This is a genomic window from Paraburkholderia silvatlantica (genome assembly GCF_003096715.1).
Lineage (GTDB): Bacteria > Pseudomonadota > Gammaproteobacteria > Burkholderiales > Burkholderiaceae > Paraburkholderia > Paraburkholderia silvatlantica.
In genome coordinates this window covers 307,031-329,461 of record NZ_QEOL01000004.1, presented here as the reverse complement: position 1 = coordinate 329,461, position 22,431 = coordinate 307,031, and the positions used below count along the sequence as shown (strand labels likewise).

Annotated in this window: 19 protein-coding genes; 7 read left to right on the top strand and 12 right to left on the bottom strand. The window is 65.3% G+C overall.

Annotation, left to right across the window (positions count from 1 at the left end; translation table 11 throughout):
• Window positions 1–219 precede the first annotated feature (219 nt).
• Window positions 220–2,748, bottom strand: coding sequence for a penicillin-binding protein 1A (locus C7411_RS07900; protein WP_110384119.1), 2,529 nt, complete (start codon window positions 2,746–2,748; stop codon window positions 220–222).
• 598 nt (window positions 2,749–3,346) lie between these two features.
• On the opposite strand from C7411_RS07900, the gene C7411_RS07895 reads away from it, so the two are divergent.
• The 4 genes from C7411_RS07895 (at window position 3,347) to C7411_RS07880 (ending at window position 7,959) form a co-directional block, all read left to right on the top strand.
• Window positions 3,347–3,994: a hypothetical protein gene (locus C7411_RS07895; RefSeq protein ID WP_110384118.1), complete on the top strand. Its 648-nt coding sequence runs from the start codon at window positions 3,347–3,349 to the stop codon at window positions 3,992–3,994.
• 388 nt (window positions 3,995–4,382) lie between these two features.
• A complete protein-coding gene (locus C7411_RS07890; RefSeq protein WP_042265728.1) occupies window positions 4,383–5,063 on the top strand; it encodes a PspA/IM30 family protein in 681 nt (226 codons plus the stop codon).
• Window positions 5,064–5,190: 127 nt separating this feature from the next.
• Window positions 5,191–6,357, top strand: coding sequence for a tetratricopeptide repeat protein (locus C7411_RS07885; protein WP_110384183.1), 1,167 nt, complete (start codon window positions 5,191–5,193; stop codon window positions 6,355–6,357).
• 111 nt (window positions 6,358–6,468) lie between these two features.
• The gene (locus tag C7411_RS07880; RefSeq protein WP_110384117.1) at window positions 6,469–7,959 is read left to right on the top strand and encodes a flavin-containing monooxygenase; all 1,491 of its coding nucleotides are present in this window, start codon (window positions 6,469–6,471) and stop codon (window positions 7,957–7,959) included.
• Here C7411_RS07880 and C7411_RS07875 read toward each other — a convergent pair.
• Both C7411_RS07875 and C7411_RS38595 read right to left on the bottom strand, forming a co-directional pair.
• Window positions 7,956–8,726: a class I SAM-dependent methyltransferase gene (locus C7411_RS07875; protein ID WP_110384116.1), complete on the bottom strand. Its 771-nt coding sequence runs from the start codon at window positions 8,724–8,726 to the stop codon at window positions 7,956–7,958. The two genes, C7411_RS07880 and C7411_RS07875, sit on opposite strands and share 4 nt — an antisense overlap.
• Window positions 8,727–8,744: 18 nt before the next feature.
• The gene (locus tag C7411_RS38595) at window positions 8,745–8,876 is read right to left on the bottom strand and encodes a hypothetical protein (RefSeq protein WP_258365420.1); all 132 of its coding nucleotides are present in this window, start codon (window positions 8,874–8,876) and stop codon (window positions 8,745–8,747) included.
• Between the two features lie 269 nt (window positions 8,877–9,145).
• Here C7411_RS38595 and C7411_RS07870 point away from each other — a divergent pair, with 269 nt between their 5' ends.
• Window positions 9,146–10,567: a methyl-accepting chemotaxis protein gene (locus C7411_RS07870; RefSeq protein ID WP_110384115.1), complete on the top strand. Its 1,422-nt coding sequence runs from the start codon at window positions 9,146–9,148 to the stop codon at window positions 10,565–10,567.
• A gap of 84 nt (window positions 10,568–10,651) precedes the next feature.
• Here C7411_RS07870 and C7411_RS07865 read toward each other — a convergent pair whose 3' ends face one another.
• From C7411_RS07865 to C7411_RS07850, 4 genes are all read right to left on the bottom strand, one after another.
• Window positions 10,652–11,470 (bottom strand): ABC transporter permease subunit, encoded by an 819-nt coding sequence (locus C7411_RS07865; protein ID WP_042265734.1) that lies wholly within the window; start codon window positions 11,468–11,470, stop codon window positions 10,652–10,654.
• A complete protein-coding gene (locus C7411_RS07860; protein WP_110384114.1) occupies window positions 11,467–12,402 on the bottom strand; it encodes an ABC transporter permease subunit in 936 nt (311 codons plus the stop codon). The genes C7411_RS07865 and C7411_RS07860 overlap by 4 nt, the downstream gene beginning before the upstream one ends.
• Window positions 12,399–13,559 (bottom strand): ABC transporter ATP-binding protein, encoded by a 1,161-nt coding sequence (locus C7411_RS07855; protein WP_110384113.1) that lies wholly within the window; start codon window positions 13,557–13,559, stop codon window positions 12,399–12,401. Before C7411_RS07855 ends, C7411_RS07860 begins: the two co-directional genes overlap by 4 nt.
• 123 nt (window positions 13,560–13,682) lie before the next feature.
• Window positions 13,683–14,783, bottom strand: a complete 1,101-nt coding sequence (locus C7411_RS07850) for a polyamine ABC transporter substrate-binding protein (RefSeq protein WP_110384112.1) — start codon at window positions 14,781–14,783, stop codon at window positions 13,683–13,685.
• Window positions 14,784–15,247: 464 nt separating this feature from the next.
• Here C7411_RS07850 and C7411_RS07845 point away from each other — a divergent pair, with 464 nt between their 5' ends.
• Complete coding sequence (locus tag C7411_RS07845) at window positions 15,248–15,451, top strand: DUF1289 domain-containing protein (RefSeq protein WP_069265662.1); 204 nt, start codon at window positions 15,248–15,250, stop codon at window positions 15,449–15,451.
• A gap of 59 nt (window positions 15,452–15,510) precedes the next feature.
• On the opposite strand, the gene C7411_RS07840 is transcribed toward C7411_RS07845, so the two are convergent.
• The 5 genes from C7411_RS07840 to C7411_RS07820 form a co-directional block, all read right to left on the bottom strand.
• Entirely contained in the window at window positions 15,511–16,110 is a 600-nt protein-coding gene (locus tag C7411_RS07840) for an OmpW/AlkL family protein (RefSeq protein ID WP_373682580.1), read from the bottom strand.
• 126 nt (window positions 16,111–16,236) lie between these two features.
• On the bottom strand, window positions 16,237–17,427 hold the full coding sequence (locus C7411_RS07835; protein ID WP_110384110.1) for an NAD(P)H-dependent flavin oxidoreductase: 1,191 nt from the start codon (window positions 17,425–17,427) through the stop codon (window positions 16,237–16,239).
• 165 nt (window positions 17,428–17,592) lie between these two features.
• Complete coding sequence (locus C7411_RS07830; protein ID WP_110384109.1) at window positions 17,593–19,026, bottom strand: aldehyde dehydrogenase family protein; 1,434 nt, start codon at window positions 19,024–19,026, stop codon at window positions 17,593–17,595.
• A gap of 288 nt (window positions 19,027–19,314) precedes the next feature.
• A complete protein-coding gene (locus C7411_RS07825) occupies window positions 19,315–20,907 on the bottom strand; it encodes an ABC-F family ATPase (protein ID WP_110384108.1) in 1,593 nt (530 codons plus the stop codon).
• A gap of 220 nt (window positions 20,908–21,127) precedes the next feature.
• Window positions 21,128–22,027 carry an NAD(P)-dependent oxidoreductase gene (locus tag C7411_RS07820; RefSeq protein ID WP_110384107.1) on the bottom strand — a complete coding sequence of 300 codons (900 nt, stop codon included), beginning with the start codon at window positions 22,025–22,027 and terminating at the stop codon, window positions 21,128–21,130.
• A gap of 187 nt (window positions 22,028–22,214) precedes the next feature.
• Between C7411_RS07820 and C7411_RS07815 the strand changes: the two genes are divergently transcribed.
• Window positions 22,215–22,424 (top strand): dodecin, encoded by a 210-nt coding sequence (locus tag C7411_RS07815; protein WP_110384106.1) that lies wholly within the window; start codon window positions 22,215–22,217, stop codon window positions 22,422–22,424.
• Window positions 22,425–22,431 lie beyond the last annotated feature (7 nt).

Here is a 22,431-nt window from a genome sequence, read left to right as displayed (position 1 = left end):
TTAGCTTCGATATCCCAGGGTTATGAACAGGGGCTTCAACAAAAACTGTGGAAAAGTCGGCGCGGGAGTTACCCACAGATTTCGTTGACAGCCCTGTGGAAAAGCCCTGGAAAGCTCGACCAACCCCTTGGCGCACAAGGAAATTCCGCTCATCAAACAAAACACGGCGCGCCGTTGCCGACGCGCCGTGTTTATCTTGCAGAACTCACCAAACCAGCATCAAGGCTTGTTCGACTCGAACAGATCCATGATCTGCTTCTTCTCCGTCGTGGTCACGCTCGGCGGCGTCATGCCGCCCGGCCCCATGCTGCCGGTCGCGCCGCTCGCATCGCTCGCCGCACCCGCCGGGTTCGCCGAGTCCAGACCGATACTCGCCACGAAACCGTTGCCCGGCGTCATGTCCGAGAAGTACAGTTCGTCGTTGATCGTCGTGAGGCCGTCGGGCATCGCCGGCTCCTCCTGCGGCACGCCGCGCAGCGCGCGCTGCATGTACTCGACCCAGATCGGCAACGCGAGCTGCGCGCCGAATTCGCGGCTGCCGAGACTCTTCGGCTGGTCGTAACCCATCCACGCCACGGCGACCAGCGTGCGCTGATAACCCGCGAACCAGCCGTCCTTGGCGTCGTTGGTCGTACCGGTCTTGCCCTGCAGGTCGTTGCGATGGAGCACGTTGGTGCCCGCGCCCGTGCCCGCTGTCGCCACCGAGTGCAAGAGGCTGTTCATCACGAACGCGTTGCGCGGCGAAAGCGTTTGCGGCGCATTCTGGCCCGCCACCAGAGGCTGGGCGCGCAGGATCGGCTGGCCGCGCGCGTCGTCCACTTCGGCGATCAGATACGGGTTGATGCGGTAGCCGCCGTTCGCGAACACGCTATACGCGCCCGCCGACTGCAGCGGCGTGACGAGGCCCGCGCCAAGCGCCATCGGCAGATACGGCGGCGTCTTGTCCGCGTCGAAGCCAAAGCGTTGCGTCACGTAGTCCTGCGCGTACTTCGTGCCGATGTACGAGAGGATGCGGATCGACACGAGGTTCTTCGACTTCTGCAGCGCGAGGCGCATCGACATCGGCCCTTCGGGCTGGTCGTCGTCCTTCGGCTCCCACGCCTCGCCGCCCGGCGAGCTGGGGGGGAAATACAGCGGCGCGTCGTTGATGATCGTCGCCGGACCGAGCCCCTTTTCGAGCGAAGCCGAGTAGATGAACGGCTTGAAGCTCGAGCCCGGCTGGCGCCATGCCTGCGTGATGTGGTTGAACTTGTTCTTGTTGAAGTCGAAGCCGCCGATCAACGCACGGATCGCGCCATCCTGCGGCGTGAGCGAGACGAGCGCGCCTTCGACCTGCGGCAGCTGCGTGATCTGCCAGTTGCCCTTCGCGTCCTCCATCAGGCGCACGATGGAGCCGGGGCGAATGCGCAGCGCCTGCGACGCGCGCGGCGAGAGCGCAGCCGCGACGAAGCGCAGGCCCTCGCCCGTCACCGTCACCGACGTGCCGTCGAGCTGTTGCGCCGTCACCGACTTCGGGCCCGCGTCGGTCACGACCGCCGAGACGAGGTCGCCGTTGTCCGGGTGATCGGTGAGCGCGTCTTCGATGGCCTGCTCGCGGTCGTCGCCGTCGGCGGGCAGCTGCACGAAGCCCTCCGGTCCGCGATAGCCGTGGCGGCGCTCATAGTCCATCACGCCCTTGCGCACGGCCGCGTACGCGGCGTCCTGGTCGGCCGAATCGATGGTCGTCGTCACCGTAAGGCCGCGCGTATAGGTCTCGTCCTTGTACTGCGCATACATCATCTGGCGCACCATTTCCGCAACATATTCGGCGTGCACGTTGTACTCCGTGCCGGCCGTCTTCGTCTGCAGCGGCTCCTTGATCGCTTCGTCGTACTGCGCCTGCGTGATGTAGCCGAGGTCGAGCATGCGCTTGAGGATGTACTCCTGGCGAATCTTCGCGCGGTGCGGATTGACGATCGGGTTATACGCCGAAGGCGCCTTCGGCAGGCCCGCGAGCATCGCGGCCTGGGCGAGCGTGATGTCCTTCAGGTCCTTGCCGAAGTACACGCGCGCCGCCGCCGAGAAACCGTAGGCGCGCTGCCCCAGATAAATCTGGTTCATGTACAACTCGAGAATCTGGTCTTTCGTGAGTGCGCGCTCGATCTTGTAGGCGAGCAGCATCTCGTAGACCTTGCGCGTGTAGGTCTTCTCGCTCGACAGGAAGAAGTTGCGCGCGACCTGCATCGTGATCGTGCTCGCGCCCTGCGAGGCGCCGCCATGCATGATGTCCGCCACGCCCGCGCGCAGGATGCCGACGAAGTCCACGCCGCCGTGCTCATAGAAGCGGTAGTCCTCGATGGCGAGCACGGCCTTCTTCTGGATGTCAGGGATATCCTGGAAGCGCACGAGCTGACGGCGCTCTTCGCCGAACTCGCCGATCAGCACGTGATCGGCGGTATAGATGCGCAGCGGCACCTTGGGCTGATAGTTGGTGAGCGCGTCGAGCGATGGCAGTTGCGGCTCCATCACGACGAGCGCGTAACCCACGAGCAGCGCACCGACTACGCAGAGCGTGCCGATCAGGCCGACGAACCAGAGCGCGAGCGCGGTGCCGATGGAGCGCCGCTTCGGGCTCCTGTCGCGCGGCCCGTTGCCGCCGGAGCCGCCACCCGATTCAGGCCGGCGAGGCGGCTGGCGCCCGTTGTTGAAGGAGGGTTCCCGATCGTCGTGCGGGTACTGCGGTGAAGGCGGTCGTTTGATGATAGGCATGACTGGAATGATGGGCGCGTCTCGCGCGCGCCGGCTGCGCGCAACTCGCGCGCATGGATCTCGACCACGGCGTCATGGCGCCAATGCGGCATACGACGTCGCCAGCTCAAACCCGGCGACGCGGCGCGACCGGCAACGCCCCCGTCCGGCCGCGCGGCGCGCACTACGGCACGCCACACGCGAATACGCGCCCGTTCAGGCGCCATTCGCGAAATGTAACAGCGCATTCTAAAGAAATCGCGGGCGCCGGGTCGCGCTTTTTTTGTAAGAGTTTCTTGGGAAACGCGTCCTGCCCGATTTTTTGGCACTCCGGGCGCTCGCTTGTGCCAGACGTGGCTTTATGCGCGGAAAGTTTCGTAGCCGCCCCATACCGCGCGACAAATCAGGCGTCGACGGGTTGTTGACGGCAGATTCTTGCAGGCAGGGTTGTTCCTGGTCGCGCACCTTCCGATTGCGCATCGGCGCGCTCGTCTTATGATGAAAGATCTGCTACACGCCCCTGTCCGCGCCTAGGCGAGCACGCATCCATTCTTGCAAAAGCTGTTGCGCAGGCAGGCAAACCGACGTCATACGAAGCCGACCCAACGGCCCGTCGATCATGAACAAGCCCAGCGAACGCATCGTCGTCTTCGTTACGCCCGCGCAAAAACGCGCGATCTCCGCCACCGCCGACGAACTCGGCATCAGCATCAGCGAACTCATGCGCCGCGCCGTGATCGCGTTCAGCGCCACGAGCGATCAGGTGAAGGCCGCGAGCATCGTCGACCGGCTGAACGCGCCGCGTCAGCCCGACGCCCTCGCCCAGGTGCTGCAAAAGGCGGCGAAGCCGCTGCGCGCAGGCCGTGCGGGCGCGATCCGGCCGCCTACGGGTGCGGGTGCTGCGGCGATCGGCGCGAGCGCGGCAACAAGCTCCGACGCGCAAAAGGACGATGCGCTCGCCGATAGCGAAGCGGCTGCGGCCATTCGCGACGACGCGGTCGCCCCCCTGCCCGCCGCGCACACCGACGAGGCGGACGTGAGCCATGCCGCGCGCGAAATCGCCCAGGCTGTCGCACGCCTAAGCGCCGAATCGGCCGCCGCAGCGCAAAGCGCCGCGCTCGACACGGCCGCGGCGCAATCGCTGGACGCCGAACCGCTGCAGCCGCTGAGCTCCGCGCCCTTCGCCCGCTCGCGGCGCGAGGCAAGCGATCCACGCGACGAAGCCAGCAGTGGCGACGCCGCGCCCGAAGGCGGCAAATACGCTTGACACGGGCCGCATCCGCGCCGCCATGCTCACGGCTTGACACCCGCTTGCCCATGCGAGCGCAAGCGCTCTGTCGGCCCGATTCCTTTAAGTCCCTTTTAAGACGGGCCGTGGTGTAATATCCGCGATCGATCGATGGCGGCACGCCGCCTGCAGCGGTGCTCGCGCCGCGCGAGCCAGGCCCCGTCCCGATGAACACACGCGTGCAAGAAAACACCTTCACGCTATTGCAATTGCCGCACTCGCCCCGATTTGCGCCGTGCATGCGCACGAGGCGCAAAGCGGCGTAAGCTGGCAGATGGATCAGCCCTCTGCCGGCAGGCGCGTGAGGCCAAACCGCATACACGCACCTCGGCCCGCCGTGGCCGATCTCATTTCACCGGAGGAATTCATGTCGCTTTTCGACTCCATCTCCCGCACCGTCAAGGGCCTGCTCAACGACGCCGCCGACTCGGTGCAGGATCCGTCGCGCGACGCGCGCCAGATCGTGCGTGAGCTCGACGACAGCATCGCCCGCGCGGAGAACTCGCTTGTCGAGATCCAGGCGCAGGTCGCGACGCAGCAAAGCAAGCGCGACGTGGCCGCCGACAAGGCGAAGAAGTACGAAGACGGCGCGAAGCGCGCGCTGCAATCGGGCGACGAAGCGCTCGCACGCGAAGCGCTCGGCGCGCAGCAAACCGCCGAAGCCGAACGCGATGCGCTCGCAGGCGAACTCGCCAAGCTCGAACCGTCGGTCGACCAGCTAAAGCAGCAGATCGACGACATGCGCCAGCGCCGCAACGACCTGAACGCGCGCTCGAACATCCTGCAGGCGAAGCAGCAGATCGCCCAGGCGAAGGATGTCGCCGCTACGGCGCTGGGCGGCATCGGCGGGAAGAATCTCGACGGCGACTTCCAGAAGCTGGAAGAGAAGGTCGCGCTGTCGAACGCGCGCTCGGACGCCCGCCTGAATTCGTCCGACCAGTCGAGCGGCAAGGCGCTCGACGACAAGCTCGCGGCGCTCAACAAGGGTCCGTCGGTGGACGAGCGCCTCGAGGCGCTCAAGAAGCAGATGAACACGCCCGCACAGTAAGCGCGCCGGCGTGCTGGATGCGGCGCGGCATGGTCCGTGCGGCCGATGTAGCCGGCAGGCGCCCGATAGCGCCGCATCCCCGTATCGAATGCCATGGAGACGGGCGTCAATGCGCCCGGCCTGCAACATGAAAAAGTTTCTTTCCGCTGCCAGCATCGCTGTCGCGTCGCTCGCCTTCACGGGCGGCGTGGCGTTCGCCGTGCCTGGCGTGCAGCAGATCGAATCCGCGATGTCCCAGGGCGACTGGCAGCGCGCCGACTCCGGCCTGACCGAAGTCCTGAAGGCGCATCCGGACAACGCTCGCGCGCACTACCTCTACGCCCAGGTGCTCGACCGCGAAGGGCGTTACAGCGACGCGCTCACCCAGGTCGAGCAGGCGAAGTCGCTCGATCCGCAAATTCGCTTCACCCAGCCGCAACGTTTCGCCCAGGTCGAAGCGAAGATTCGTTCCGACGCTTCGCGCGCCGGCAGTGTCAACACGAACAGCACGGGCAACCCGTTCACGCAACAGCAGTTGGCTGCGCCCGCGCCACAGAAGCGAGGTCCTGGTATGGGCATGTGGATTGGTATCGTCATCTTGCTGGTCGGCATCGCGCTTGTGCTGCGCTGGACGCTGCGCCGCGCGAAGTCCACCGAAGACGCAAAGGCCGGCGACGACCGCCGCGACCAGCTCAAGCGCGCCACCGAACTGCTCAACGGCGTGCGTTCGCTCAAGCTCGACGTGAAGCTCTCGACCGCGCCCGGCCACGAAGCGCTCGAAAAGGAAGTCGAAGGACTTGAAGCGCAGTTGCGCAGCCTCGTCGAAACGCTCTCGAACAGCGCGAATCCGCGGCCGCCGTATGAGATCGAGGATCTCGAGCGTCAGTTCGCAAGCCTCAAGGCGCGCGCCGAAGGCCGGCCCGATCCGAATGCGCAGCCTGCGGCGCCAGACTACGGCAGCAACTCCACCTACGCGCGAGAAGCCGACGCCGCCTTCGGACGTCAGCCGCAGTATCCGCCTGCGCCGCCACAGCAACCGCCGCAGGTCATCGTGCAGCAAGGCGGCGGTGGCATGGGCGGCATGGGTGGCCTGCTCACGGGCGTGCTGCTCGGCGAAGCACTCAACCAGGGCCGCGACCGCGTGATCGAGCGCGATGTGTTTGTCGACGACGAAGGCCGCCGGGTTCAGCGCGACGGCAATAATGGCGGCGGTCTCGACTTTGGTCAGGGATCGAACGACTGGGACGACGGTTCGGGCGGCGGCGGTGTCGACATGGGCAGCAACGACAGCTCGGACGACTGGAACAACTCCTGAACGCCTGAGGCTTCCCGGCGCACGCCGCTCGAGCAACGACGGGCTCCTTCACGGAGCCCGTTTTGCATCGGCGCGGAACCCGGCACATCACACATAATGGCGGACGCACACATGGCCAAAGAAGCGCTCGGCAACGGGAGCGCGCTGCGCATCGCCATTATCGGCAGCGGCTTTTCCGGTATCGGCATGGCGATCCGGCTGCGTCGCATGGGCGTGGAATCGTTCACGATCTATGAAGCAGCCGAAGGCCTCGGCGGCACCTGGCGCGACAACGCCTATCCGGGCGCCGCCTGCGATATTCCTTCGCACCTCTACTCGTTTTCGTTCGAGCTGAATCCGGCGTGGACGCGCACCTTCGCGCCGCAGCGCGAAATTCTCGACTACCTGCGCCATTGCGCGCACAAGTACGATGTCGAGCGCTTCATCGAATACCGTTCGCGCGTATGCGCGGCGCGCTTCCTGGAGGCTCGCGGCGTCTGGCAGGTGGAGATCGAGCGCGACGGCGCGATCACGACGATCGAAGCCGATATCGTGATCGCCGCGAACGGTCCGCTCTCGCGCCCGGCGCTGCCGCCTATCGCGGGCATCGAGCGCTTCGAAGGCAAGCTCTTCCACTCGGCGCGCTGGGACCACGACTACGCGCTCGAAGGCAAGCGCATCGCCGTGATCGGCACCGGTGCGAGCGCGATCCAGTTCGTGCCGCATATCCAGCCGCGCGCGGTGCAGCTCACGGTGTTTCAGCGCACGCCGCCATGGATCATGCCGCGGCGCGACCGCGCCATCAGCGAGCGCTGGCGCTGGATTTATCGGCACATGCCCTTTGCGCAACGCGTGGCGCGCGCGAGGATTTACTGGCAGCACGAAGCGCGTGCGCTTGGCTTCGCGGTGGAGCCGCGCCTGCTCAGGACGCCGACGAAGTTCGCGCTGAGCTACCTCGCGCGCAAGGTCAAAGACCCCGACTTGCGCGCGCGTCTCACGCCCGACTACCTGCTGGGCTGCAAGCGCGTGCTGCTCTCGAACGACTACTACCCCGCCCTCGCGCAGCCCAACGTCGAGCTGGTGACCGACGCGATCCGCGAGGTCGTCGCCGACGGCATCGTCACCGCCGACGGCACGCATCGGCCTTATGACGCGATCGTCTGCGGCACGGGCTTTCAGGTCAACGACGTGGACGCGCCTTTCCACGTGACGGGCGTCGGCGGCCAGGACCTCGGCGAGACGTGGCGGCGCGACGGCCCCGAGGCCTACCTCGGCGCGAGCATCGCGGGCTTCCCGAATCTCTTCTTCGTGATCGGGCCGAACACGGCGCTCGGGCACAACTCGATGATCTACATGATCGAGTCGCATGTCGCCTATATCGCAGCCTGCATCCGGGCGTTGCAGCGCTCGGGCGCCCGCACGATGGAAGTCCGCGCCGAGGCGCAGCAAAGCTGGAACGCGCGCGTGCAAGCGCGCTTCGCGCGCACCGTGTGGCAGTCGGGCTGCCGCAGCTACTACCTCACGCAGGCGGGCAAGAACACCGCGCTGTGGCCCGGCTTCACGTTCATGTTCCGCCGCAGAACGCGCCGCGTGCGCACCGCCGACTACGCGTTCGAGCGCTAGACGCGCTGTGGACGCCCGGCGTACACGCGCGTTTCGTAGGCGAAGTTTACGGTGCCGTCCTTTTGCGTCGCGTCGAACAGCTCGCGCAGCGCCGCGAGCATCGGCTCGTGGCGTTCGTCGCCCGCGCGCGGCGCGTACGACGACGACATCAGCCGTCCGCGCAGGCCATCGAAGTCGAGCCATTGCGCGTTCGGGAACACGGTCCGATGCTCGAAGCCGTCGCCGAACCAGTCGGCCATCGCGGCCGAGTCGGGATAGCTTTCGGCCACGCGCGCGTAGTCCGGGCAAAAACGCTGCAGGAGCGCCTCGTAGCCCGACAGAAACGCCGAGCCTTCGAGCAGGCGGCTGTTCCAGAACAGTACGATCTTGCCGCGCGGCTTGAGGATGCGCGCGAATTCGCGCTGCGTATCGGTCTTGTGGAACCAGTGGAACGCCTGCGCGGCGCTCACGAGATCCACGCTCGCGGTTTCGAGCGTCGTCGCCTCCGCCGTGCCCGCCACGCTGCGATAGCCTTGATAGCCGCTCAGCAGCTCGTCCGCCGCGGCGCGCATGGCCGCGTTCGGCTCGACGGCCGTCACCGGATGGCCCGCGTCGAGAAAGAGTTTTGTGGAGAGGCCAGTACCCGCGCCAATGTCGGCCACCGGCGCGCCCGGCGCGATGCCGCACTCCACATGCACGAAAGTCGCCACTTCGCGGGGGTAGGTCGGCCGGAATTTCACGTAGTCTGCGACCCGGTCGGTGAAACGCCGGGTGGAATCGTCGATCATCGTCTGCCCTTTCGTCGTTCAACCGCCGCCGCCGAGGAGCTTCACCAGCTCCCAGAGGAAGCGCAACACCATCACGATCAGCTCCCAGAGCTGGATCAGCTGCTGCCAGAGCGCGAGCGGCACGCTCCCGCCGAAAATCACGTCTCTCATCTTGCTCCCGTCGCGACGCCCCTTTGCTCCGCTTTTCCGGCTGTCGAAGCGCCCGAGTTCCCGATCATAGCGCCAGGCGCCACCCCTGCGCTCAAGTCGCCGTATTACGCGCCGTAAACAACTTCAGAAAGCCCGGCGATCGAACCTGCCGACGACCGGGCAGAAAGCTTTCCGCCGTTGTCCGCGATTTTCGTTGCGCAGCGGGCAGCCATGGATGGGATGGTGCCAGGCGCTCAAGCACCAGGCGCCATCGACAAAGGAGACACCCGATGACACGTTTGCGATTGCTGGGTCTGCGCGGTGGCCGCCGCGCGGGAAAATCCGCCGGCGTAGTCGGCGACATTGCCGCGCACGCCGGCAGGCTCGGTATCGAGATTTGCGACGTGGCAGGCCATGTCGACGAAGTCGCCGCGCGCGTGCAGCGTCAGACCGACGTCTGCCACGCCCTGCGCGAGTCGGCGGCCCACACCCTCGCCGGCAACCATCAAATCGCCACGGCTGCGCGCGCCATGCGCGCGCTGAGCACGGGCACCGCCGCCACCGTGCAGCAGTCGCAGCAGACCATCGAGGCGTCGCTTGCCGACATTCACGGTCTCGTGGAGAGCGTCACCGTCATCGAGACGCAGATCCGGGCGCTCAAAAGCGCGCTCGTGCATGTCTCGAAGGTCTCCGAGGAAATCTCGCTGATCGCACGGCAAACCCAGCTTCTCGCGCTCAACGCGGCTATCGAGGCGGCACGGGCGGGCGAATCGGGCAAGAGTTTCGCCGTGGTCGCGGCCGAGGTGAAGAACCTCTCCGCCAAGACCGCGCAGGCCACCGGCCAGATCGAGCAAACACTCGGCCAACTCACGCAGCAGACCGAGCAGCTCATCGCCGAGGGCACCGCCAACACCGAACGCGCGCATCGCGTGCGCGAGGGCACGCACACGATCGGCGAAGCCGTGCACAGCACCGGCCAGGCCATCATGCAGCTCGACGAGCACGCCGGCCAGATCGCGCAGCTCACGGGCGAGATCGAGACGAAATGCGATGGACTCGAAAGCCAGGTGGGCGAGATGGTCGCGGGCGTCGAAGATTCGGGGCGCAACTTCGTGCAGGCGAAGGATCAGCTCGGCCGGCTGCTCGAGGTCTCGGAAACGCTCATCGAGCTTTCCGCCGCAACCGGTGTGGAAACCGATGACACGCGCTTCATCCAGACGGTGCAGCGCGCCGCCGCCCAGGTGAGCAAGCTGTTCGAAGGCGCGCTCGCGCGTGGCGAGATCGGCGAAGCGGATCTGTTCGACAGCGTCTACACCCCAGTGCCGAATACGGACCCGCAGCAGCATATGACGCGCTTTACGGCTTTCACCGATCGTGTGCTACCGCCGATCCTCGAACCGCTGCTCACGTTCGACGAACGCGTCGCCTTCTGTGTCGCGATCGATCCGCGCGGCTACATACCGACTCATAATCGCAAGTTCTCGCATCCGCAGGGCGCCGACCCGGTGTGGAACGCCGCGAACTGCCGCAATCATCGAATTTTCAGCGACCGCGCGGGCCGCGCCGCCGGTTCGCATACCAAGCCCTTCCTGCTGCAAACCTACCGTCGCGACATGGGTGGCGGCACGTTCGTGATGATGAAGGACGCCTCCGCGCCGATCTTCGTGAACGGTCGGCACTGGGGCGGATTTCGTATGGGCTACCGGCTGTAGCGACCGCGCAGCAAAAAGCAAACGGTGCGCGGACATGGCTGCCCGCGCACCGTTTATTGCATGCGCCTTAAAGCGCGGCGGCGCTCAGACCGCCATCGCCATGCGCTTGCGCTCCGCGCGCTGCATGAAATAGTTGCCGGCAATCACTCCCACCGTCACGACCGCGATGAACAGCGTAGCGAGCGCGTTCATCTCCGGGTTCAGGCCGAGGCGCACGCGCGAGAACACCACGAGCGGCAACGTGGTCGAGCCCGGGCCCGAAAGGAAGGCCGAGAGCACCAGATCGTCGATCGACAGCGTGAACGACAGCAGCCATCCCGCCGCAAGCGCTTGCGAGATGAGCGGCAGCGTAATCTGGAAGAACACCTTGAACGGCGTTGCGCCAAGATCCAGCGCCGCCTCTTCGAGCGACGGGTTCAGCTCGCGCACGCGCGACTGCACGATGATGGCGACGTACGAGATACACAGCATGACGTGGCCGATCCAGATCGTGAACACGCCGCGCCCCGCGGGCCAGCCGATCAGCTTGCCCATTTCCACGAAGAGCAGCAGCAGCGAAATGCCCTGGATCACTTCGGGAATCACGAGCGGCGCGTTGATCATGCCCGAGAAGAGCGTAAAGCCGCGAAAGCGCCCCATGCGCGCGAGCACGAAGCCCGCCCACGTGCCGATGAACACCGAGGCGAACGCCGTCATCAGCGCGATGCGCAGCGAGAGCCAGGCGGCGGTGATCAACTCGTCGTCGGTGATGAGCGCCTGATACCAGCGCGTGGAAAAGCGCGTCCACACCGTCACGAGTTGCGACTCGTTGAACGAATAGACGACGAGGCTCAGGATCGGAATATAGAGAAACGCGAAGCCGAGGCCGAGCGCGATGAACATCAGAACGCGATTCGGTTTCATTTGCCGCGGCCCTCCAGTTCCTTCGCCTGATAGTGCTGGAACAGCGCCATTGGCACGAGCAGCAGGAGCACCATTGCGCAGGTCACCGCGGAGGCCATCGGCCAATCGGCATTGTCGAAGAACTCGTTCCACATGACGCGGCCGATCATCAGCGTGTTCGCGCCGCCGAGCAGCTCGGGAATCACGTACTCGCCCACCGCGGGAATGAACACCAGCAGGCAGCCGGCGATGATGCCGTTTTTCGAGAGCGGCAGCGTGATCGCCACGAACGCGCGCCACGGCTTCGCACCGAGGTCGTAGGCGGCTTCGAGCAGCGTGAGATCCATCTTCACGAGGTGCGCGTAGAGCGGCATCACGAGAAACGGCAGATACGAATACACCATGCCGATATAGACTGCCGTGTTCGTGTGATAAAGCTCGATGGGCGAATGAATGACGCCGATCGACATCAGGAAATTGTTCAGCAGTCCGTTGTTCTTCAGGATGCCGATCCATGCGTACACGCGGATCAGGAACGACGTCCAGAACGGCAGCATCACGGCCATCATGAGGATGTTGCGCGTGGCGGGATTCGAGCGCGCAATGTAATACGCCATCGGATAGCCGATGATGAGGCACAGCAGCGTCGAAATCGCTGCCACCACGACCGAATTCACGTAGGTCGCGAAGTACAGGCTGTCCTGGAACAGGAACGCGTAGTGCGAGAAGTCGAGCGCGATGTGCCACACGCCATCGGCGAACGACGTCAGCTCCGTGTACGGGGGAATGCCGAGCTGCTGGTCCGCGAAGCTGATCTTCACCACCAGGACGAACGGCACGAGGAAAAACAGCAGCAGCCAGATGAACGGCCCCGCCACGACGGCCGTGCGCCCGGTGAGGTTCAAGCGCTTCGCCGGCCAGTTCAGGATGTTACGCAAGGTCGTCGCGCTCATGACGTCAGCACCACGCCGGCCGACGCGCTCCAGCGCACGTAGACTTCGTCTTCCCACGTGGGCGAGTCGATCTCGGAGAGCGCGAGGCTCGACATGTTCGCGATGACCGTCTTGCCCGAGTCGAGCTTGACGTGATAGAGCGAGTAGCCGCCCATGTAGGCGATGTTCTTGACCACGCCCTTGCCCCAGTTGAACACGCCCTCGGGCGGCTTGCGCGTGAGCGAGATACGCTCCGGGCGCACCGAGATCGTCACGGGCATGCCGAGCGGCCCGGTGATGCCGTGGTTCACGTAGAGCCGCACCGGCAAGTCGGAGCACTCGACGAACACGTGGTCAGGCTCGTCCTCGACCACATTGCCGTCGAAAAGATTGGTCGAGCCGATGAACTCCGCGGAGAAGCGGCTGTTCGGGAATTCGTAGACCTGGTTCGGCGTGCCGAGCTGGACAATCTCGCCTTCGCTCATCACCGCGAGGCGCCCCGCCATCGTCATCGCCTCTTCCTGATCGTGGGTGACCATGATGCAGGTGACGCCGACCCTGTCGAGAATGTTGACGAGTTCGATTTGCGTGCGCTGGCGAATCTGCTTGTCGAGCGCCGACATCGGCTCGTCGAGCAGGAGCAGCTTGGGGCGCTTCACCAGCGAGCGCGCGAGCGCCACGCGCTGCTGCTGGCCGCCCGAAAGCTGGTGCGGCTTGCGCCTGGCGAAGCGCGTCATCTGCACGAGCTCGAGCGCGGCCGCCACGCGATCCTTGAGTTCCCCCTTTTTCACGCCTTCCTGACGCAGCCCGAAGCCCACGTTCGACTCCACCGTCATGTGCGGAAAGAGCGCGTACGACTGGAACATCATGTTGACCGGGCGGCGGTACGGCGGCATCGAAGCGAGGTCCTCGCCGTCGATCAGGATCTTGCCGGACGTCACGGTTTCGAGACCCGCGAGCATGCGCAGCAAGGTGGACTTGCCGCAGCCCGAACTGCCGAGCAGCGCGAACAGCTCGCCCTTCTTCACCGACAGATTGACGCCCTTGACAGCTGTCGTCTCGCCGAACTTCTTGACGACATCGACGATCTGCACGAAGTTGTCCGCGGCCGAATCTGCCGCGGCGAAGCCCGAAGGCAGCGAACCGGCGGATGCCGGCGCGCTCGACTGGTCACTCATGATTCTCTCTGCCCTGCCTGTTTCTGCGTGAATGCTGGACGGGGTTGACGAACAAAGCCCCCGGCATCGTGCCGAGGGCTCGGGGTAAAACGGGATCGAATTTCAACCGCGGCTATGACCGCGTCAGCGGCCCGACTTGAACTCGGTCCACAGACGCGTCTGCAGGCGCTGGATCTCAGGCGGCAGCGGCTTGAGCAGGAACAGCGTCTTCAGGACTTCAGGCGGCGGGTACACGGCCGGGTCGTTGGCGATGTCCTTGTCCACGTACTTGCGCGCTTGCGCATTCGCGCTCGGGTAGTAAACCGAGTTCGTGATCGCTGCGTGGACCTGCGGCGTCTCGATGTAGTTGATCCACTCGTGCGCGGCTTCCTTGTGCTGGGCATCCTTCGGGATGGTCATCACGTCAAACCAGATCGGCGCACCGCCCTTCGGGATGTAGTACTCGATCTTGTAGGGCTTCTTCGCGTCGATGGCGCGGTGCTTGGCGATCACGACGTCGCCCGACCAGCCGTACGCGAAGCAGATGTCGCCGCCCACGAGGTCGTTGATGTAGCCCGACGAGTTGAATTGCGTGATGTATGGGCGGATCTTTTTCATCATCGCGAGCGCGGCGCGATAGTCGTCCGGATTCGTCGAAAGCGGATCCTTGCCGATGTAGTGCAGCGCGGCCGCGAACATCTGGTCCGGCGCGTCGAGCACGGACACGCCGCAGGCCTTCAGCTTCGAGATGTTCTCGGGCTTGAAGAGGATGTCCCAGTTGTCGAGCGGCACGTTCTTGCCGAGGATCTGCTGCGCCTTCGTGACGTTGTAGGCGAGACCCGTCGTGCCATATGCCCAGGGCACCGCGTATTTGTTGCCGGGATCCGCGCCGGCGACGAGCGCCATCAGTTGCGGATCGAGGTACTTGAGGTTGGGGATCTTCGACTTGTCGAGCGGCGCGAAAATGCCGGCGGCGATCTGCTTGCCCGCGTAATTGCTGGTCGGCACGACGATGTCGTAGCCCGAGTTGCCCGCGAGCAGCTTGGCCTGGAGCGTGTCGTCGCTGTCGTAGTTGTCGTACTTGACCTGGATGCCGGTCTGCTTCGTGAAGTTCGGAATCGTGTCCTTGGCGATGTAATCGGACCAGTTGTACACGTTCAACTGTGTGTCCTTCGCCACCGACGTCATCCATGGCGCCGCGCACAGTGCGAGCGCGGCCAGTTGCGCCACAACCCCTTTCTTCATCCCGTTCTCCGATCCTGACCGGCTCCGGCCGGCTGCCTGCCTCGCTTCGTGCCGTGCTTCGCGTCACCTGCGCACGGCTCCCCTGACTTTCCCAGAACCTACCATCAAACCCGCCACGCAAGAAATAAAATGCGGGCGTGTCGCGCAAACGGAACATGGGCCGTGGCAACACGGCAAGCCGCGCGGACGGTAAATCGCGCGCAATTTTAGCCGTTTCACGGGCCGTGTCCACAAAAAACAACTTCGATGGCGCATGCGCGCGACGCCTGGCTTCTGGCGGGACGCGGGGGCGCCCTCCACCTTGCTATCGGCTTGCAGCGGCGTGGCCGATTCATCGCGCATCGCACGTCGCCGCGGCTCGCCTGGAAGTGCGGGCGGCCGCTCCGCGCCGTATCGGTTAACATAACGGCGTTTCGTACCGAAGCCGGCGCGCGCAACGTCCGGCCACGCCCCAAGGCTCCTCAATGGCATCCAACCTCCACGACCTCCCCGACAGCCCGTGCATCGGTGTGTGCTCGACACTCTTCGACGACGTCTGCAAAGGCTGCGGGCGCACCGCCGTGGAAGTCTCCAACTGGGTTTTTTTGAGCGACGAGGAAAAGCGCGCCGTGTGGGAGCGCATCGAACGCGACGGCACCGCCATGCGCTTCCAGAAAGATCGCGCCTGAACGCGGATAAAAAACGCCGGACAAGCCGGCGTTCGAAAAAGCAGTGGTCCAGTGATCGATCAGAACTTCATGCCGACGCCCAGACCCACCACGAGCGGATCGATATGCAATGTGCCGATAGGCGTGCCACCCAGCGACGCGTCGGTGCGCATCCAGATCTTCTTGATATCCGCGTTCACGAAGATGCGCTTCGTGACCTGGAAGTCGATGCCGAACTGCAGCGCCGGCCCCCAGCTGTGGTTGTCGATCGAAACCGACTGGCCGCCTGCGTGCAGACCGTTGTTGTAGAACAGCGTGTAGTTGATGCCTGCGCCCACGTACGGCCGCACCCTGCCCGCGTTGTTGAAGTGATACTGCAGCAGCAGCGTAGGCGGCAGCACGCCCACGCCGCCGAGTGCGCCGATATTCGACGTCACCTGGTTGCGCGACGTGCCGAGAATCAGCTCGACGCCGATGTTGTTGGTCGCCATGTAGGTGAAGTCGAGTTCGGGCACGATGGCGTTGTTCACGTCCGCGCCAATCGCGCCGAGGGTACCGTTGCCGCGCGCGTCCGGCGCAATCTCGATCGCGCGCAGGCGCACCAGCCAGTCGCCCGCGTAAATGCCCGAGCCGGGAGAACCGGCCGCGTTGGCCGGCGCTGCCAGGAAGGCCGCGCCCATGGTGAGCGCGGCAGTTGCGGCCGCCTTTCTAATTGCTTTATACATCGTTAATCCCCGTGTCTGTAGGTCCAGCCTTTAAGGCCTACAAATTGTCAGAGACGGGGTCTGGCGGCGTTTTGATACTTATCAAGCCAGTGCGAAGGCTGCTCGTTGTGCGACAGCAGGTCGCGCAGCGCCAGTCAGCAGCAACTCCAGCAGGTCGCGGACACTGCGGATCGCGTTGCCGAACGGCAACGCTTCACGGCCGCGGAAGAACAGCCCGTTCGCAACGTCGCCGCGTAACGCCGCAGCGAGGCGTGTGTCGATGCAGAAGTGGCCGAACTTCTCGATGCCGTCACGCAGCCCGCAGGCCGAAAGACATTCGAGACCGGTTGGGCAAGCCAGCTTGAGCGAGCCGATCTTGGTGCGAATGCGCGACTCGTTGCGCAAGTAACGTTCGAGCCACGGCGTTTTCACCGCGCGTGCCGGCAGGCCCGTCACACTCACGAACTCGACGATGTCTTCGGGCTTCGCGTCGGCGAGCACGCGCTTGAACTCGGGGTGCGCGTCGCCCTCCTCGGTCACCGCGAACGGCGTGCCGACCTGCACGCCGTTCGCGCCTGCCTCGAGCCATTTGCGCACGGCCTCGTGGCTGTTCACGCCGCCCGCCACGACGAGCGGCACGTCGCGCCGCGAAATGCCGAGCGTGGCATAGACGCCTTCGAGTTCCTCGAAGATCTGCGTGAAGGCGAAGCGCTCGCTGCCCATGTCGGCGATGTCGGTCACGCCGAGATGGCCGCCCGCGTGGGCAGGATGCTCGATCACGATGGCGTCGGGCAGGCGGCCCTTCTTCATCCACTTCTTGAGCACAAGCGCGACGCCGCGCGCATCGGACAGGATCGGCACGAGCGCGACGTCCACGCCCGCCGTGAGGTCGGGCAGATCGAGCGGCAAGCCGGCGCCCATGACGATGGCGTCGGCGCCGTGCTCACAGGCGGTGCGCACGTAGTCGGCGTGGGCGTTCACCGCCTTCATGACGTTCACCGCGATCATGCCGCTGCCGCCTGCGAGCTTGCGTGCCGCCGCGATTTCGCGGCCGAGTGCGATCAGGTTCGCGCGAGCGAGCGTTTCGTGCCGCGGGTCCGTGCGGCACATCTCCATGAGATCGCCATGATGATGGCGCAGGTCGATGCTCGCGATCGTGCCGAGTGCGCCTTCACGGGCGACACTGCCAGCAAGCCGGTGTGCCGAAATGCCGACACCCATGCCGCCCTGCACGACGGGCAGGAGTTGACGGCCGCGAATCTGGAGCGGAGCGAAGGAGTGGCCAGGAAACATGTTGTGCTCTGTCGATGACAAAGCGCTTATGGTCGCGCGTACCCCACATATGACATTGACATGTATCAAACATGAACGCGGACTTCCGTGAAGAAGCCCGCATTTATGACTTGCATCAACACGTCGCACTAAAAGATTTGCGATAGCTCGCGACGAGATGCCTCATCAGCCCTTCGGCACCTTGAACTGCATCGACTTGTATTCCAGATACTCCTCGAGGCCGTAGGCGCCGTTTTCGCGGCCGTGTCCCGACTGCTTGAAGCCGCCGAAGGGCGCGGCCATGTTCCAGGCGCCGCCGTTGATGTCGATCTGGCCCGTACGAATTCGTCGGGCCACGCGCATCGCGCGCTCGTCGCTGCCGGCCCAGACCGCGCCGCCGAGGCCGTAGAGCGAGTCGTTGGCGATCGCGACGGCGTCGTCTTCGTCCTTCGCCGTGAGGATCGTCAGCACCGGGCCGAAGATCTCTTCCTGCGCGATGGCCGCGTCGCGCGGCACGCGGCCGAACACGGTGGGCTTCACGAAGAAGCCCTGCGTCACGCCCTCCGGCATGCCGGGGCCGCCCGTCACGAGTTCGGCGCCGTCGGCCATGCCGCGCTCGATGTAGTGCAGTACGCGCTCCTGCTGCACTTTCGAGGCGAGCGGGCCGAGCTTCGCCTTCTCGTCGCGCGGGTCGCCCACCTTGAATGCCTCGGCGGCCTGCTTTGCGAGGTCGCGCGCTTCTTCGTAACGCGACTCCGGCACGATCATGCGCGTGTGGGCCGAGCAGGTCTGCCCCGAGTTGAGGAAGCACGCGCCCACCGTGCCTTTCACGGCGGCCGCGAAGTCGGCGTCGTCCAGCACGACGGAGGCCGATTTGCCGCCCAGCTCCAGCGCGACGCGCTTGACCGTGGCCGACGCGACTTCCGACACGCGTTTGCCCGCACGCGTCGAGCCGGTGAACGACACCATGTCGACGTCCGGATGGCGCGCGAGCGCCTCGCCCACCACGGGACCATAGCCCGTCACGAGGTTGAACACCCCCGCGGGCAGGCCGGCTTCGTGGATGGCCTCGGCGAGCACGAACGCATTGAGCGGCGCGACCTCCGAGGGCTTGAGCACGACGGTGCAGCCAGCGGCGAGCGCGGCGGCGACCTTGAGCGTGATCTGGTTGAGCGGATAGTTCCACGGCGTGATGGCCGCGACGACGCCCACCGGCTCGCGCACGACGAGCGAGTTGCCCACGCGCTCCTCATACTGGAACTCGCCTGCGAGCCGCGCGTAAGCGCCCCAGTTGTAGACCGGGCCGCCCACCTGGATCGCGCGCGCGAGCTTCAGCGGCATGCCGACTTCGCCTGCGATCAGTTGCGCGAGTTCGTCGGTGCGGGCCTTGAGGTTGTCGGCGATTTTCTGCAGATACGCCCCGCGCCCGGCGGCGGGTGTCGCGGCCCAGCCGTCGAAGGCGGCGCGCGCGGCGGCGACGGCCGCTTCGGCATCCGCTTCGACGCCCTCGGGGATGCGGCCCATCACCGCCTCGGTGCCCGAGTCGATCACGTCGATCGTGCCCTTGCCGCGCGGGGCGACCCATTGGCCGTCGATGTAGAACTGCGTGTAGTCGTTCATGCGTGCTCCTCCTGTCTGTCGATGGCAGCTTGCGCTACGGCTGTCGCCCGGAGTCGGTGCTTTGGCACCTGCTCCGTGCCCATGCAGCGCACTGACTGCCATCCCATGCAAAGCTTCGTGTGCGTTCGCGATTTCATCGCGGCGTCCGCCGCGGCGACAGTGCATTCTAGCGTGGTTGACGCATACGTAAGGCGGGCGCGCAGTGGGCCAGGACGCGGACCAGAAACAAAACGGGCGACGCTCACGCGCCGCCCGTTTTGATTTCACGCCTCGATCAGCGATCGAAACTCATTGCAACCCCTGGCTGGCCAGGAAGTCTTCGTAGTTGCCGCTGTAGTCCTTGACCGTGCCGTCGGTTTTCACCTCGATGACGCGGTTCGCGAGGCCGTTCACGAACTCGCGGTCGTGCGACACGAAAATGAGCGTGCCTTCGAACTTTTCGAGTGCGATCTGCAGCGACTCGATCGACTCCATGTCCATGTGGTTCGTGGGCTCGTCCATGAGCAGCACGTTGTGGCGGCCGAGCATCAGCTTGCCCCAGATCATGCGGCCCTTCTCGCCGCCCGACAGCACCTTGACCGACTTCTTGATGTCGTCCGCGTTGAAGAGCAGACGGCCAAGCGTGCCGCGCACCGACTGCTCGTCGTCGCCTTCCTGGCGGTATTGGTCGATCCAGTCCATCAGCGTGACGTCGGCCGGGAACTCTTCGTACGTGTCCTGCGGCATGTAGCCGACGTTCGCGTTCTCCGCCCACTTCACCGAACCGTTATCGACGGCCAGGTTGCCGAGCAGCGAGCGCAGCAGCGTGGTCTTGCCCGCGCCGTTCTCGCCAATGATCGCGATGCGCTCGCCCGGTTGCACGCTGATACTGAGCTTGTTGAAGATGCGGCGCTCGTACGTCTTCGTGATCTCTTCCGCGACCACGACGATGTTGTGCAGCTTCTTCTCGAACTCGAAGCGGATAAACGGGTTCTGGCGCGACGAAGGCTTGAATTCCTCGATCTTGATCTTGTCGATCATCTTCAGACGGCTGGTGGCCTGGCGCGCCTTCGACTTGTTGGCCGAGAAGCGGCGCACGAAGTCCTGCAGGTCGGCCACGCGCTCCTTCGCCTTCTGGTTCGCGGCCTGCTGACGCTCGCGCGCCTGCGCCGACGCGAGCATGTAGTCGTCGTAGTTGCCCGGCCAGACTTTCAGCGTGCCGTAGTCCATGTCCGCCATGTGCGTGCAGACCTGGTTCAGGAAGTGTCGATCGTGGGAGATGATGATCATGGTCGAGTTGTACTCGTTCAGAACATCTTCCAGCCAGCGGATCGAATTGATGTCGAGGTTGTTGGTCGGTTCGTCGAGCAGCAGCACGTCCGGCTTCGAGAACAGCGCCTGCGCGAGCAGCACGCGCAGCTTCCAGCCCGGCGCCACGCCGCTCATCGGGCCATTGTGGAATTCCGTGCCGATGCCGATGCCGAGCAGCAGCTCGCCCGCGCGCGCTTCGGCCGTGTAGCCGTCGTACTCGGCGAACTTCGCTTCGAGTTCGGCGGCATGCATGTAGTCGTCGTCGGTGGCTTCGGGGTTCGCGTAGATCGCGTCGCGCTCGGTCATCGCGGCCCACATTTCGGTGTGGCCCATCATGACGACGTCGAGCACGCGCACGTCTTCGTAGGCGAACTGGTCCTGGCGCAGCTTGCCCAGACGCACGTTCGGCTCGAGGATGACGTTGCCCGAACTCTGCTCGAGATCCCCACCGAGGATCTTCATGAACGTGGATTTGCCGCAACCGTTCGCGCCGATCAGGCCATAGCGGTTGCCTTCGCCGAATTTGACCGAGATGTTCTCGAACAAGGGCTTCGGCCCGAATTGCATGGTGATGTTGGCGGTAGAGAGCACAGCGCGTCCCGGAAAGTAGATCGACGAAAAACCTGTAATTTTAGCAGGTTATGCCACTTCGCGCGTGACTTCCAGCCGCGCGGACAACCCGGCTCGGCGCAGCATGACACGGCAAGAAGTGAGCAATGTGAAGGCCGCCACGGGGCCGCCACGGACGCCGGTTACAACGCGGTTACAACGGGGCCGTATCGCCCGCGAGGCCTGCGCGTGCCCGCCCCGCTCAGGCTGCGCCGGTGCGCGGCGTGTGCAGCACGTCGATGAAGCCCGAAAAATCGGCCTGCGCGAGGCCCATGGCCGCCGCCAGACGCAGCAATTGCTGGACCGTGCCCGCGACGGGCATGGGCGTGCCGGTCTGCGCGGCCGCTGCGGCGATCGTGTCCACGTCTTTCTGGAACGTTTTGAGCGCGCCGATGGATTCGAGCCCGTCTTGCGTCATGCGCGGCACGAACGTGCGCAGCAGCGTCGAATCGGCCCAGCCGCCCGCAAGCGCTTCGGGCAGCTTCGCCGCGTCGATGCCGCTGCGCCGCGCGAGGCTCACGGCCTCGGCAATCGCGGCGACTGTGGCCGTGACGATGGCCTGGTTGCACAGCTTGGCGGTCTGGCCCGCGCCCACGCCGCCCATGTGGGTCACGCGCGCCGCGTAGGCGCCGAGGATCGGCGTAATGGCTTCGACGTCGGCTGACGCCCCGCCCGCCATGATGGCCAGCGTGCCGTTCTGCGCGCCCGCCACGCCGCCCGAGACGGGCGCGTCGACCCAGCCCGCGCCGAAGGCCGCCGCGCGCTCTGCGAGCCTGCGTGTCGCGTCGGGAGGAATGCTCGAATGATCGACGATGCGGCGCACGCGCACGCTCTCGCGGGCCGCGCCGGCGAACAGGCCGTGCTCGCCGAACACCACCTGCTCGACCGCCGCCGCATCGGCGACGCACAGCAACACCACGTCGGCCTCGCGCGCGAGCGCGCTGGGCGTCGCGGCAACCTGCGCGCCGTCGGCGATCAGCGCTTCGGCCTTCGCCGGCGTGCGGTTCCACACGCGCACTGCGTGAGCGGCGCGCAGCAAATGACGGATCATCGGCGCGCCCATCAGCCCCGGACCGCAAAAACCTAATACCTGCCCGTCCATCTTCTTCGTCTCCTTTGGGTCGCCATTGCGCTTTCACGCCTGCAAAACGGGCACATTGAATGCGCGTTATCGCGAGAGGCGCCATGATAGCCGGCGCCGGGCTCCTCATCTTTGCCCGTGCGTCCCGGTCCGTTACCTATACTCGATTGACGCGCCGACGCCGCGCGCCCCACGAGGAGAGACTGCCATGAACGACCACGTCTACAAGCAGATCGAACTTACCGGCTCGTCCAAGGTGTCCAGCGACGACGCCATTCGTTGCGCCATCGCGCGCGCGTCGAAGACGCTGCGCCACCTGCACTGGTTCGAGGTCGTGGAAACGCGCGGCCTGATCGAAAACGATCAGGTTTCGCACTGGCAGGTCACGATCAAGGTGGGTATGCGCATCGACGACTGACGCGGCG

Excerpts from the sequence above, each read along its gene's own strand:
- C7411_RS07900 (WP_110384119.1), bottom strand. The coding sequence starts at position 2,748 with ATGCCTATCATCAAACGACCGCCTTCACCGCAGTACCCGCACGACGAT.
- C7411_RS07895 (WP_110384118.1), top strand. The coding sequence starts at position 3,347 with ATGAACAAGCCCAGCGAACGCATCGTCGTCTTCGTTACGCCCGCGCAA.
- C7411_RS07890 (WP_042265728.1), top strand. The coding sequence starts at position 4,383 with ATGTCGCTTTTCGACTCCATCTCCCGCACCGTCAAGGGCCTGCTCAAC.
- C7411_RS07885 (WP_110384183.1), top strand. The coding sequence starts at position 5,191 with ATGAAAAAGTTTCTTTCCGCTGCCAGCATCGCTGTCGCGTCGCTCGCC.
- C7411_RS07880 (WP_110384117.1), top strand. The coding sequence starts at position 6,469 with ATGGCCAAAGAAGCGCTCGGCAACGGGAGCGCGCTGCGCATCGCCATT.
- C7411_RS07875 (WP_110384116.1), bottom strand. The coding sequence starts at position 8,726 with ATGATCGACGATTCCACCCGGCGTTTCACCGACCGGGTCGCAGACTAC.
- C7411_RS38595 (WP_258365420.1), bottom strand. The coding sequence starts at position 8,876 with ATGAGAGACGTGATTTTCGGCGGGAGCGTGCCGCTCGCGCTCTGGCAG.
- C7411_RS07870 (WP_110384115.1), top strand. The coding sequence starts at position 9,146 with ATGACACGTTTGCGATTGCTGGGTCTGCGCGGTGGCCGCCGCGCGGGA.
- C7411_RS07865 (WP_042265734.1), bottom strand. The coding sequence starts at position 11,470 with ATGAAACCGAATCGCGTTCTGATGTTCATCGCGCTCGGCCTCGGCTTC.
- C7411_RS07860 (WP_110384114.1), bottom strand. The coding sequence starts at position 12,402 with ATGAGCGCGACGACCTTGCGTAACATCCTGAACTGGCCGGCGAAGCGC.
- C7411_RS07855 (WP_110384113.1), bottom strand. The coding sequence starts at position 13,559 with ATGAGTGACCAGTCGAGCGCGCCGGCATCCGCCGGTTCGCTGCCTTCG.
- C7411_RS07850 (WP_110384112.1), bottom strand. The coding sequence starts at position 14,783 with ATGAAGAAAGGGGTTGTGGCGCAACTGGCCGCGCTCGCACTGTGCGCG.
- C7411_RS07845 (WP_069265662.1), top strand. The coding sequence starts at position 15,248 with ATGGCATCCAACCTCCACGACCTCCCCGACAGCCCGTGCATCGGTGTG.
- C7411_RS07840 (WP_373682580.1), bottom strand. The coding sequence starts at position 16,110 with ATGGGCGCGGCCTTCCTGGCAGCGCCGGCCAACGCGGCCGGTTCTCCC.
- C7411_RS07835 (WP_110384110.1), bottom strand. The coding sequence starts at position 17,427 with ATGTTTCCTGGCCACTCCTTCGCTCCGCTCCAGATTCGCGGCCGTCAA.
- C7411_RS07830 (WP_110384109.1), bottom strand. The coding sequence starts at position 19,026 with ATGAACGACTACACGCAGTTCTACATCGACGGCCAATGGGTCGCCCCG.
- C7411_RS07820 (WP_110384107.1), bottom strand. The coding sequence starts at position 22,027 with ATGGACGGGCAGGTATTAGGTTTTTGCGGTCCGGGGCTGATGGGCGCG.
- C7411_RS07815 (WP_110384106.1), top strand. The coding sequence starts at position 22,215 with ATGAACGACCACGTCTACAAGCAGATCGAACTTACCGGCTCGTCCAAG.